Source organism: Pseudomonas sp. I8001, assembly GCF_013385345.1.
GTDB lineage: Bacteria > Pseudomonadota > Gammaproteobacteria > Pseudomonadales > Pseudomonadaceae > Aquipseudomonas.
The window spans coordinates 1-11,900 of the sequence record NZ_JACAQC010000053.1; the positions used below are offsets into that span (position 1 = coordinate 1).

At 61.8% G+C, this 11,900-nt stretch carries 10 protein-coding genes; 6 read left to right on the top strand and 4 right to left on the bottom strand.

What is annotated here, in order from left to right; all coding sequences use genetic code 11:
• Positions 1-106 precede the first annotated feature (106 nt).
• A complete protein-coding gene (locus HX839_RS27170) occupies positions 107-1,738 on the bottom strand; it encodes an AMP-binding protein (RefSeq protein WP_087694671.1) in 1,632 nt (543 codons plus the stop codon).
• 145 nt (positions 1,739-1,883) lie between these two features.
• Here HX839_RS27170 and HX839_RS27175 point away from each other — a divergent pair, with 145 nt between their 5' ends.
• The 4 genes from HX839_RS27175 to HX839_RS27190 are packed head-to-tail and all read left to right on the top strand — an operon-like array spanning position 1,884 to position 7,425.
• Positions 1,884-3,047 carry an isovaleryl-CoA dehydrogenase gene (locus tag HX839_RS27175; protein ID WP_003212472.1) on the top strand — a complete coding sequence of 388 codons (1,164 nt, stop codon included), beginning with the start codon at positions 1,884-1,886 and terminating at the stop codon, positions 3,045-3,047.
• Between the two features lie 14 nt (positions 3,048-3,061).
• Positions 3,062-4,669 carry a carboxyl transferase domain-containing protein gene (locus HX839_RS27180; protein WP_008431506.1) on the top strand — a complete coding sequence of 536 codons (1,608 nt, stop codon included), beginning with the start codon at positions 3,062-3,064 and terminating at the stop codon, positions 4,667-4,669.
• A 15-nt stretch (positions 4,670-4,684) separates the two neighbouring features.
• Entirely contained in the window at positions 4,685-5,491 is an 807-nt protein-coding gene (locus tag HX839_RS27185; RefSeq protein ID WP_003212468.1) for a gamma-carboxygeranoyl-CoA hydratase, read from the top strand.
• Complete coding sequence (locus HX839_RS27190) at positions 5,488-7,425, top strand: acetyl/propionyl/methylcrotonyl-CoA carboxylase subunit alpha (RefSeq protein WP_177067991.1); 1,938 nt, start codon at positions 5,488-5,490, stop codon at positions 7,423-7,425. The genes HX839_RS27185 and HX839_RS27190 overlap by 4 nt, the downstream gene beginning before the upstream one ends.
• Here HX839_RS27190 and HX839_RS27195 read toward each other — a convergent pair.
• Positions 7,422-8,069 (bottom strand): LexA family transcriptional regulator, encoded by a 648-nt coding sequence (locus HX839_RS27195; protein WP_177021354.1) that lies wholly within the window; start codon positions 8,067-8,069, stop codon positions 7,422-7,424. The two genes, HX839_RS27190 and HX839_RS27195, sit on opposite strands and share 4 nt — an antisense overlap.
• 129 nt (positions 8,070-8,198) lie before the next feature.
• Here HX839_RS27195 and HX839_RS27200 point away from each other — a divergent pair, with 129 nt between their 5' ends.
• Together HX839_RS27200 and HX839_RS27205 are read left to right on the top strand one after the other, a co-directional pair.
• Positions 8,199-8,561 (top strand): DUF6124 family protein, encoded by a 363-nt coding sequence (locus HX839_RS27200; RefSeq protein WP_003212463.1) that lies wholly within the window; start codon positions 8,199-8,201, stop codon positions 8,559-8,561.
• Positions 8,562-9,027: 466 nt separating this feature from the next.
• Positions 9,028-10,179, top strand: a complete 1,152-nt coding sequence (locus HX839_RS27205) for a M14-type cytosolic carboxypeptidase (RefSeq protein WP_008431496.1) — start codon at positions 9,028-9,030, stop codon at positions 10,177-10,179.
• A gap of 54 nt (positions 10,180-10,233) precedes the next feature.
• On the opposite strand, the gene HX839_RS27210 is transcribed toward HX839_RS27205, so the two are convergent.
• Positions 10,234-10,773 carry a cytochrome b gene (locus tag HX839_RS27210; RefSeq protein ID WP_003212459.1) on the bottom strand — a complete coding sequence of 180 codons (540 nt, stop codon included), beginning with the start codon at positions 10,771-10,773 and terminating at the stop codon, positions 10,234-10,236.
• A complete protein-coding gene (locus tag HX839_RS27215; protein WP_087694665.1) occupies positions 10,770-11,852 on the bottom strand; it encodes a catalase family peroxidase in 1,083 nt (360 codons plus the stop codon). Before HX839_RS27215 ends, HX839_RS27210 begins: the two co-directional genes overlap by 4 nt.
• Positions 11,853-11,900: the final 48 nt, after the last annotated feature.

Sequence of the window (11,900 nt, forward strand, 5' to 3'; positions counted from 1 at the left end):
GACAGGCGGGGCAGAGCGCTTTGGTTACTTTGCCGCTTTTGCAAAGTGACTCGCTGTAAGAGCGAAACCATAAGCCGCCGTTACCTGAATAACGGATAAACACCCCTCACCCCCCCTTCAACTCTTCAATCATAATTTCCCGCATCCGAAACTTCTGGATCTTCCCCGTCACCGTCATCGGAAACTCATCCACAAATTTGAAATGCTTGGGCATCTTGAAGTGCGCAATCCGCCCCTTGCACCACGTCTGCAGCTCAAGCTCATTAGCCACATGCCCCGGATGAAACTTGATCCACGCCACAATCGCCTCACCGTAACGCTCATCCGGAATCCCGATCACCTGCACATCCGCCACCGCCGGATGAGTAAAGAAAAACTCCTCCAACTCCCGCGGGTACACGTTCTCACCTCCGCGAATGATCATGTCCTTGTTACGCCCGGCGATGCACACGTACCCATGTTCATCCATGGTCGCCAGGTCGCCGGTGTGCATCCAGCCCGCCTCGTCGATAGCCTCACGAGTGCTGTCAGGATTATTCCAGTAACCGAGCATCACGCTGTAGCCCCGGGTACACAGCTCCCCTACCTGGCCCCGAGCAACCGTGTTACCGGCGTCATCGATAATCTTGCTTTCCAGCTGTGGCTGGGTCCGGCCAACCGTCGTAACACGCCGCTCAAGGTCATCATCCGGCCCGGTCTGCAACGACACCGGGCTGGTTTCCGTCATGCCATAGGCAATCTGCACCTCACTCATGTGCATCTCGCCGATAACCCGGCGCATCACCTCGATCGGACAAGTGGCGCCCGCCATGATCCCGGTGCGCAGGCGCGACAGGTCGAACTCGGCGCGGCGCGGGTGATCAAGCATGGCGATAAACATGGTAGGCACCCCGTATAGCCCGGTGGCCTGTTCTTCGGCGACGGCAGCCAGGGTCAGCAATGGGTCGAAACCGTCACTCGGGTAGATCATCGTGGTGCCATGGGTGATGCAGCCCAGGTTACCCATCACCATGCCAAAGCAGTGATACAGCGGCACCGGGATCACCAGGCGATCTTGCGCCGTCAGGCCCAGGCTTTCGCCAACCATGTAGCCGTTATTGAGGATGTTGTGGTGACTGAGGGTGGCGCCCTTGGGGAAGCCGGTGGTGCCGGAGGTGTACTGGATATTGACGGGTTGATCGAAGTGCAGGCCGGCCTGGCGGATCTGCAATTGCTCGGGCGGGACGCCTGCCCCGAGGGCCGCCAATTGCGACCAGGGCGTAAACCCCGGGGGCGGGCTGGGATCAAGGCTGATGATGCCGCGCAGGTCAGGTTGAAGCTCCTGCAACATGCCGTGGTAATCGGAGGTCTTGAACGACCCGGCGCACACCAACCACTGGCAACCGGATTGCTTGAGTACGTACTCCAATTCACTGCTGCGATACGCCGGGTTGATATTGACCAGAATCACGCCGATTTTGGCGCTGGCGACCTGGCTGATGCACCACTCGGCGCAGTTGGGGGCCCAGATGCCCAAGCGGTCGCCGGCCTGCATCCCCAAGGCCAGGAACGCACGTGCATGCAAATCAACCGTCTCTGCCAGTTGCCGCCAGGTGTAGCGACGCTGTTGATGGCCCACGACCAAGGCTTCGCCGTCGGAGTAGCGCGAAACCGTTTGATCAAAGGCCTGGCCGATAGTCATGGCCAGCAAGGCCTTGTCCTGACAGCCGCGGCTGTAGCTCTGATTCGATTGATCCATAACGACCCCTGTTGTCTTTTTTGTAGGTTGACGTAAACGTAAACTACGATTGACAGGCCCGCAACGCAAGTTTACGTTAACGTAAAGGTGATCGCCCTCCCCGGCGTATTGGCCATACAAAAACAACGCTAGAAGGTGCCCGTCCATGAGTTACCCCTCCCTGAACTTCGCCCTCGGTGAAACCATCGACATGCTGCGCGACCAGGTGCAATCCTTCGTGGCCAAGGAACTGGCGCCGCGCGCTGCGCAGATCGATATCGACAACCTGTTCCCCGCCGATATGTGGCGTAAGTTCGGCGATATGGGCCTGCTGGGCATCACCGTGCCGGAAGAATACGGCGGCGCCGGCCTGGGCTACCTGGCCCACGTGGTGGCCATGGAAGAAATCAGCCGGGGCTCGGCTTCGGTGGCGTTGTCCTACGGCGCGCACTCCAACCTCTGCGTCAACCAGATCAACCGCAACGGCACCCATGAGCAAAAACTCAAATACCTGCCCAAGCTGATCAGCGGCGAACACATCGGCGCACTCGCCATGAGCGAGCCGAACGCCGGCTCCGACGTGGTCTCCATGAAGCTGCGCGCCGATAAACGCGGCAGTGTGTATGTGCTCAACGGTAGCAAGACCTGGATCACCAACGGCCCTGATGCCAATACCTACGTGATCTACGCCAAGACCGACCTGGAAAAGGGTGCCCACGGCATCACCGCGTTTATCGTCGAGCGCGACTCGAAGGGCTTCAGCCGCAGCAACAAGTTCGACAAGCTCGGCATGCGCGGCTCCAACACCTGCGAGTTGTTTTTCGATGACGTCGAAGTGCCGGAAGAAAACATCCTCGGCGCACTCAATGGCGGCGTGAAAGTGCTGATGAGCGGCCTCGATTACGAACGCGTTGTGCTGTCCGGCGGCCCGACCGGGATCATGCAGGCCTGCATGGACCTGATCGTGCCCTACATCCATGACCGCAAGCAGTTCGGCCAGAGCATCGGCGAGTTCCAGCTGATCCAGGGCAAGGTCGCCGACATGTACACCCAGCTCAACGCCAGCCGCGCCTACCTGTACGCCGTGGCCCAGGCCTGCGAGCGCGGCGAAACCACGCGCAAGGACGCCGCCGGCGTGATCCTCTACAGCGCCGAACGCGCTACCCAGATGGCCCTCGACGCGATCCAGATTCTCGGCGGCAATGGCTATATCAATGAGTTCCCGGCTGGCCGTCTATTGCGTGACGCCAAGCTGTATGAAATCGGTGCCGGCACCAGTGAGATCCGGCGCATGTTGATCGGTCGCGAACTGTTTAACGAAACCCGCTGAACGGAGCGCGCACCATGGCTACCCTGCACACCCAGCTCAACCCGCGCTCGGCGGAATTCGCCGCCAACAGCGTAGCGATGCTCCAACAGGTCGACGCCCTGCATACCCTGCTCGCCCAGGTGCAGCAAGGCGGCGGCGCCAAGGCCCAGGAGCGGCATACGTCGCGGGGCAAGCTGTTGCCCCGCGAGCGGATCAATCGCTTGCTCGACCCTGGCTCGCCGTTCCTTGAACTCAGCCAGCTGGCGGCTTATCAGGTGTACGGCGAAGACGTGCCCGCTGCCGGGGTGATTGCCGGGATTGGCCGGGTGGAAGGCGTCGAATGCATGATCGTCGCCAACGACGCCACGGTGAAAGGCGGCTCGTACTACCCGCTGACCGTCAAGAAACACCTGCGCGCCCAGACCATCGCCGAGCAGAACCGCCTGCCCTGCATCTACCTGGTGGACTCCGGCGGCGCCAACCTGCCGCGTCAGGATGAAGTGTTCCCGGACCGCGAGCACTTCGGACGGATCTTCTTCAACCAGGCGAACATGAGCGCCCAGGGCATCCCGCAGATCGCAGTGGTGATGGGCTCCTGCACTGCCGGTGGCGCCTATGTACCGGCGATGGCGGACGAAGCAATCATGGTCCGCCAGCAAGCCACCATTTTCCTCGCCGGCCCGCCGCTGGTGAAGGCGGCGACCGGTGAAGTGGTCAGCGCCGAAGACCTGGGCGGTGCCGATGTGCACTGCAAGATTTCCGGGGTGGCCGACCACTATGCCGACAGCGACGAACATGCGCTGGCCCTGGCTCGGCGCAGTGTGGCCAACCTCAACTGGCGCAAGCTGGGGCAATTGCAACAACGCACGCCGCTGGCGCCGCTTTATAGCAGCGAAGAGCTGTACGGCGTGATTCCGGCCGACGCCAAGCAACCGTTCGATGTACGCGAGGTGATCGCGCGATTGGTGGACGGCTCGGTGTTCGATGAATTCAAGGCGTTGTTTGGCACCACACTGGTGTGCGGCTTTGCGCACCTGCACGGCTATCCGATTGCGATCCTGGCCAACAACGGCATCCTCTTCGCCGAGGCCGCGCAAAAAGGCGCGCACTTTATCGAACTGGCCTGCCAGCGCGGGATTCCGCTGTTGTTCCTGCAAAACATCACCGGCTTCATGGTCGGCCAGAAATACGAGGCCGGCGGCATCGCCAAGCACGGCGCCAAACTGGTGACAGCGGTAGCCTGTGCCAAGGTGCCGAAGTTCACCGTGATCATCGGCGGCAGCTTCGGCGCCGGTAACTACGGCATGTGTGGACGCGCCTACGACCCGCGCTTCTTGTGGATGTGGCCCAACGCACGCATCGGCGTGATGGGCGCCGAACAGGCCGCCGGCGTGCTGGTGCAGGTCAAGCGTGAGCAGGCCGAGCGCGCGGGCCAGGGTTTCAGCAGCGATGAGGAAGCGGCGATCAAGCAGCCGATCCTCGACCAGTACGAAACCCAGGGCCACCCCTACTACTCCAGCGCACGGCTGTGGGATGACGGCGTCATCGACCCGCTGCAGACCCGCGACGTGCTCGCCCTGGCCCTGTCCGCCGCGCTGAACGCCCCCATCGAGCCGAGCCGCTTCGGCGTGTTCCGCATGTAAATGGAGCTGCACCCCATGAGCGATTTCAACACCCTCGAACTCATCACCGACCCCCGTGGCTTTGCCACGCTGTGGCTCAGTCGTGAAGCCAAGAACAACGCGTTCAATGCCGAAATGATCCGCGAACTGATCATTGCCCTGGACCGGGTGCAAGGCGATCCGGCCCTGCGCTTTCTGGTACTGCGCGGGCGCGGCAAACACTTCAGCGCCGGCGCCGACCTGGCCTGGATGCAGCAGTCGGCCGAACTGGATTACCACACCAACCTGGACGATGCCCGAGAACTGGCGGAGCTGATGTACAACCTCGCCAAGCTGAAGATCCCGACGCTGGCGGTAGTCCAGGGTGCGGCCTACGGTGGTGCCCTGGGGTTGATCAGTTGCTGCGACATGGCGATTGGCGCCGACGATGCGCAGTTCTGCCTGTCGGAAGTGCGCATTGGCCTGGCGCCGGCGGTGATCAGCCCGTTCGTGGTGCAGGCGATCGGCGAACGGGCAGCCCGTCGCTATGCCCTCACAGCGGATCGCTTTGGCGGTCAGCGGGCACGGGAAATCGGCTTGCTGGCGGAAAGTTATCCTGCCGATGATTTGGACATACATGTCGAATTGTGGATTACCAATCTGCTGCTCAACAGCCCCGCGGCCATGCGCGCCAGCAAGGACCTGCTACGGGAAGTCGGCCACGGTGCCCTGACGCCAGCATTGCGTCGCTACTGCGAAAACTCCATCGCCCGGATCCGCGTCAGCGCCGAAGGCCAGGAAGGCCTGCGTGCCTTTCTGCAAAAACGCGCGCCCAACTGGCAGCCTCAGGAGCCGCGTTCATGAAGACGCTTACTACCGTATTGGTAGCCAACCGTGGCGAAATCGCCTGTCGGGTGATGCGTACCGCCAAGGCCATGGGCCTGACCACCGTGGCCGTGCACAGCGCCACCGACCGTGACGCGCGGCACGCCCGCGAGGCTGATATTCGTGTGGACCTGGGCGGCAGCAAGGCCGCCGACAGTTACCTGCAAATCGACAAACTGATCGCCGCGGCCCAGGCCAGCGGCGCCCAGGCGATTCACCCGGGTTATGGGTTTCTTTCGGAGAACGCAGGGTTTGCCCGTGCCATTGAAGCCGCCGGGTTGATCTTCCTCGGCCCGCCCGCCTCGGCCATTGATGCCATGGGCAGCAAATCGGCCGCCAAGGCGTTGATGGAAACCGCCGGCGTGCCGTTGGTGCCGGGTTACCACGGCGACGCCCAGGATCTGGAGACTTTCCGCCAGGCAGCCGAGCGTATCGGTTACCCGGTGCTGCTCAAGGCAACGGCAGGCGGCGGCGGCAAGGGCATGAAGGTGGTCGAGGACGTCAGCCAACTGGCCGAAGCGTTGGCCTCGGCACAGCGTGAAGCACTGTCCTCGTTTGGCAATGCGCAGATGCTGGTGGAAAAGTATTTGCTCAAGCCGCGTCACGTGGAGATCCAGGTGTTCGCCGACCAGCACGGTCACTGCCTGTACCTCAATGAGCGCGATTGCTCTATCCAGCGCCGCCATCAAAAAGTCGTCGAAGAAGCCCCGGCGCCGGGCCTGAGTGCCGAGCAGCGCAAGGCCATGGGCGAAGCGGCCGTGCGTGCGGCCCAGGCCATCGGCTACGTGGGCGCGGGCACCGTGGAGTTTCTACTGGACGCCCGGGGCGAGTTTTTCTTCATGGAGATGAACACCCGGCTGCAGGTGGAACACCCGGTGACCGAGGCCATCACCGGCCTGGACCTGGTGGCCTGGCAGATTCGCGTGGCCCAGGGCGAGCCGCTGCCGATGACTCAGGAGCAAGTGCCACTGCTGGGGCATGCGATTGAAGTGCGCCTGTACGCCGAGGACCCGGCCAACGATTTTCTGCCGGCCACCGGGCACCTGGCGCTGTACCGCGAATCCACGCCAGGGCCCGGGCGCCGGGTAGACAGCGGCGTCGAACAAGGCGACAACGTGTCGCCGTTCTACGACCCGATGCTGGGCAAGCTGATTGCCTGGGGCGAAGACCGCGAACAGGCGCGCCTGCGGCTGCTGGGCATGCTCGATGAATTTGCCGTGGGTGGACTGAAGACCAACCTGGGCTTCTTGCGGCGCATTATCGGCCATCCGGCGTTTGCCGCTGCCGAGCTCGATACCGGGTTTATCCCGCGTTATCAGGATGAGCTGCTGCCGGCGCCTGGCGAATTGAGTGAGGCATTCTGGCAGGCCGCCGGCCAGGCGTTCATGCAGACCCAACCGAGCACTGACACCCGTTCGCCCTGGGCCGACACCCGAGGTTTTCGCGCAGGCTTGCCGGGCGAGGTTTCCCTGCACCTGAGCTGCAACGGCCAGGATCGCCTGGTAATGCTGCAAGCCGGAGTCAACCCGCCCCAGTTGCACGGCGAACAATTGCTGATCGACCAGCACGGCGTGCGCCGCTCCCATCTGGCGGTACGCGAGGGCGGCAGTGTGTTTTTGCGCTGGGACGGCGAGGTGCACAGTGTCAGCCTGTTCGACCCCATTGCCGCCGTCGACGCCAGCCAGTCCCATCAGGGCGGCCTGACCGCACCGATGAACGGCAGCATCGTGCGAGTGCTGGTGGAAGTCGGGCAAACCGTTGAACCCGGTACGCAGTTGGTGGTGCTGGAGGCCATGAAGATGGAACACAGCATTCGCGCGCCCCATGCCGGCGTGGTCAAGGCGCTGTACTGCCAGGAAGGCGAAATGGTCGGTGAAGGCAGCGCACTGGTGGAGCTGGAAGCCGCGAGTTAAAACCTCGTGACCGCCTGCGCCACCACGCCGATGATCCGGCACTCTTCACTGAACAGCATCTTCGGGTACGTTGGGTTGAGCGGCACCAGGTAAAGCTGGCCGCTCTGCCTGACCCATTTGCGCAAGATCGCCTGGGAATCAAATGCCCATTGGGCCACCACCAGTTTGCCGGGTTCGGGCTGGATGGCCGGGTCCACCAGAATCATCGTGCCTTCATTGATACTCAAGCCGCTGGGGGCGGTCATGGCGTCGCCAGTCACGCGCATCCAGAACGCCTTGCCACGGGCCTGATAGTCGCTCATCTGAAAACGAGTAACGCCGTACGGCCGAGGTTCTTCCTGCAATGGGTAGCCTCCCTTCCCTTCGCTCACCGGGTAACGGTAATTCGGGTTGTAGTGCGGCGCCGGCTGCAGTTCCTCGGCAACCGCCGCGAGCGCTTTTTCGCGAACCACCAGCGCGACCTCGAGCCCATCCAGGCCCAGCTCCTGCATCACCCGGTTCATATCGGCAAGGCTCGGCACCCGACGCTTGTTCAGCCAGTGGCCGACCCCGCCCTGAGACATGCCCAGGCGCGACGCCAGTTGGTCCTGCGTGACCTTGCGGTCTTTCATGTTGGCCTTGACCAACGCTATCCATTTATCCATGGGCCCTGACAATACGTTGTGTACTCACCACGACAATAAACAGTTTGTAGTAATCAATAAAACGCCATAAATACGATTAGTACTAATATCGATTGCAGGCTTTCGACACCCACACAGAGCACTGCCCTTATGACGACCACCTCGTATACCCTGCCCGACACCTGCGATGAAGACGAGCGGCTGTTCCTGCGCAGCAGTGGCGCCGCCCAACGCGCGCTGGACTATTACCTGAAAGAGGATGCCGCACCGCCCTCCGTTGACGATACGTTGTTCGAGGTCAAGCCCGGCATCAGCGACGAGGAGGCCCTGGTCCACGCCTCCGACCTGCTGCGCAGCGCCGCGGCCACTGCGTACGAATCGGCAAACAGCGCCCACGGCAATAGCCGGGACCTGGCGTTTTCAGTGGTCTATTTGATTGATATGGCGAAGGTGATGGTGGAGCGGTCACTGCGGCTTTCGGCGAGGGGCGCCGAACAGCCGGCCAGCCTGTAACAGGCACGCGGGAAAAATATTTCTATCCGAGGGATAAAAACATTTGACTTGCAAATGATAATGATTATTATTGGACCTAGCTGATCGCGAGATCAGTCGATAGACCAAGAGACCTTAGGTCGGACTCTTGGAATATCTCCTCATCAGGCTAATCACGGTTTTTGACCCGGCTCTTTGGCCGGGTCTTTTTTTTGCCAGTTTTTCCCTGGCGTGACTTCAGGCTAATGAAGACTGTGTGTTGCTTGATGGCGCGCATGGTAGCAAAAGACCATCGCCAAAAGAAAGTCGATCGAGCGCTCTAGGCCGGTTCTTTCAAAAATAGCACTTGAGAATCAATCTCATAGATTCTAAGCTGCGGCGGCGTCATGGACGACGCCCCCTCTTCACCCGCAAAAATTGCATCCAGGCTTTGCCCCGCTCCGGTGTAAAATGCCCGCCACAACACTCATATTCAGGCAACCAGACTATGACCGTGGCCTTGACCTCCATCAAGATCAGCACCGACTTCGACAGTGGCAATATCCAGGTGCTCGACGCCAGTGATGCTCACCAGTTGCTGCTGGCGATAAAGCCCGATACGCGCAGCCAGCACTTCCAGTGGTTCCACTTCAAGGCCGAAGGCATGCACGTGGGTCACACCCATACCTTCCGCCTGAGCAATGCCGGCCACTCGTCTTACAAGCACGCCTGGAGCGGCTACAACGCCGTGGCGTCCTACGACCATATCAACTGGTTTCGGGTACCCACCCGCTTTGATGGCGAGACGCTGCACATCACCCTCGAAACCCGTGAAAAACAGGCCTGGTTCGCCTACTTCGAACCCTACAGCCGCGAACGCCACGACTGGCTGATCGACCAGGCGCTGAACCGCGCCGGCACGCAATTGCTGGCCACCGGCAAAAGTGTCGAAGGCCGTGATATCCAACTGCTGCGCCGTGGCAAGGGCGAGGCCAACAAGCGCAAGGTCTGGATCATCGCCCAGCAGCATCCCGGCGAGCACATGGCCGAATGGTTTATGGAAGGCATCATCGAGCGCCTGCAACAGGACGGTGACGCCGAGCTGAAAAAGCTCCTGGCCGCCGCCGACCTGTACCTGGTACCGAACATGAACCCCGATGGCGCGTTCCATGGGCATCTGCGCACCAACGCCATGGGCCAGGACCTCAACCGCGCCTGGCAGAGTGCGAGCCAGGAGATCAGCCCCGAAGTACTGTTCGTCCAGCAACAAATGGAAAAGTACGGCGTTGACCTGTTCCTGGATATCCACGGCGACGAGGAAATCCCCTATGTGTTCACCGCCGGTTGTGAAGGCAACCCGGGCTACACGCCACGTATCGAGCAGTTGGAAAAACACTTCCGCAGCCACCTGAGCAACCTCACCCGGGATTTTCAGACCGCGCATGGCTACACCCGCGATTTGCCGGGCGAAGCCAATATGACCCTGGCGTGCAACAGCGTCGGCGAGAAGTTCGATTGCTTGTCCCTGACCCTGGAAATGCCCTTCAAGGACAACGACGACGCGCCCAACCCGCACACCGGCTGGTCGGGCAAACGCTCGATGCAGTTGGGCAAGGACGTGTTGAGCAGCGTGGCGGATATCGTCGGCGTATTGCGCTAAACATCCACGATCCCGGCGACGGCTGCCTCACAGCAACCGTCGCCGGGGAAGGCTTCAGTCCTTGCTGCCGGTCATGCTTTGCAACACACCGTCACGCCGGATCAAACCGTGGAACAGCGCCGCCGCCAGGTGCAACAACACCGTCAGAAACAGCAAATACGCCAGGTAACCGTGAGCCTTGCGCAACACGGCAAACAACGGCGCATTCGCCCCCACCAGCGCCGGCAACTGCACCGAACTGCTGAGCATCACCGGGTCACCGGCCGCTGAAATCATCGCCCAGCCCAGCAGCGGCAACACCAGCATCAACGCATACAGCACCACGTGGGAGGCCTTGGCCGCCAGCACTTGCCACAGCGGCAAGTCGGCAGGCAGCGGCGGCTGGCGCGTGGAAAAACGCACCACCAGGCGCACGATCACCAGCGCCAGGATCGCAATGCCCAGCGGCTTGTGCAGGTGGATCAGCCACTCATGGCGTTCGGAAACCGAGGCCACCATGCCCGCGCCGATAAACAGCATGGCGATGATCATCAACGCCATCAGCCAATGCAGCAGCCGCGCCAGCGGGGCGAAAAACCGGGGTTGGGCATTCATGGCTTCGACTCCTGAGGGGCGCTGTGCAGCTGGCTGACTTCGCTGGTGCGACGCAGGTAGGAACTGGCGTACGCCGCCGAACGGGCGGCCAGCAATGGGTCATTCGAGGCTTCGATACCGCTCGGCAGCACCAGTGGATCAAAGTTGATGTCACGGCAATCACCGTCCATTTGCGGCTGGCTGCTTTCCAGCACCAGGGTCCCGGCATTCAGCACCTTGTGCTCACCGGTCCAGGTCTTGCTGGCGTCATCCACCGGGTCGCCCGGGTTGGCCAGGGTGAGGTTCAACTGCCAGCGCAACGGCCCGGCCACCAGGCGCTGGGCCAGGTCTTTTTCGAGGAAGTCGCTGCCGGCGGGCGCCGTAGCCCCCGCAGCATCCTGGCTTTGCGGTACGACGCCCCAGCGCACGGCCTGGCGTTGGCCGCTGGCGTTTACCAGGTAAAACGCGTTGATGCCGTTATAGGTTTCAGTGGCATAGCTGGCAGATGGCTTGGCGGTCTTGACCCAGGCCAGGAACGGCGCGGTCTCGGGGTGCGCCGCGAAGAACGCCGGCATGCCTGCCGGGTTCGGCTTGCCGGTGGCCGGGTCAGGTGCGCCGGCCTTGAGCATCTCGAAGAAGGCCTCGGGCGTGCCCACCGGGAACACCGGCATGCTGTTCATCCCGGTGCGCCATTGCTGGCCGTTGACCAAGTTGAACTGCAAGGCAAAACTGCGGATCGGCACGCTGCTGTCCGGCGCATACGGGTTGCCGCTGGGCAGCGCAAAACGCCCGATAACCGGGGTACGCGCCTCGCTGAATACCTGGGCACTGGAGTACTGGCGCGCCTCGGGGCTGCTCTCGAAATAACCGGCCACGCACACGCCCTTGGCATGGTTACGCCGGTAGCCAGGGTGCAAGCCGTTGTTGGTTTCCAAGGCATTGACCAGGGTTTTGGGACGCAACCGCTGTGGGTCGAGGCTTCCGTTAACGTAGGCAAACGCCCCGGCCACGACGGCAACCACCACGCCGATGCTGGCCAACCGAATTATCAGGCTTGCGGTGCTCAGCGGCGGACGGGGCGGTGATGAGTGATCTACCATGAAATAACTCCAGGGCCCAAGGCCTTGAGTGGGTGAAACATAAGGTCG

Coding starts and splice junctions, on each gene's coding strand:
- HX839_RS27190 (WP_177067991.1), top strand. CDS start 5,488: ATGAAGACGCTTACTACCGTATTGGTAGCCAACCGTGGCGAAATCGCC.
- HX839_RS27215 (WP_087694665.1), bottom strand. CDS start 11,852: ATGGTAGATCACTCATCACCGCCCCGTCCGCCGCTGAGCACCGCAAGC.
- HX839_RS27170 (WP_087694671.1), bottom strand. CDS start 1,738: ATGGATCAATCGAATCAGAGCTACAGCCGCGGCTGTCAGGACAAGGCC.
- HX839_RS27205 (WP_008431496.1), top strand. CDS start 9,028: ATGACCGTGGCCTTGACCTCCATCAAGATCAGCACCGACTTCGACAGT.
- HX839_RS27175 (WP_003212472.1), top strand. CDS start 1,884: ATGAGTTACCCCTCCCTGAACTTCGCCCTCGGTGAAACCATCGACATG.
- HX839_RS27185 (WP_003212468.1), top strand. CDS start 4,685: ATGAGCGATTTCAACACCCTCGAACTCATCACCGACCCCCGTGGCTTT.
- HX839_RS27180 (WP_008431506.1), top strand. CDS start 3,062: ATGGCTACCCTGCACACCCAGCTCAACCCGCGCTCGGCGGAATTCGCC.
- HX839_RS27210 (WP_003212459.1), bottom strand. CDS start 10,773: ATGAATGCCCAACCCCGGTTTTTCGCCCCGCTGGCGCGGCTGCTGCAT.
- HX839_RS27200 (WP_003212463.1), top strand. CDS start 8,199: ATGACGACCACCTCGTATACCCTGCCCGACACCTGCGATGAAGACGAG.
- HX839_RS27195 (WP_177021354.1), bottom strand. CDS start 8,069: ATGGATAAATGGATAGCGTTGGTCAAGGCCAACATGAAAGACCGCAAG.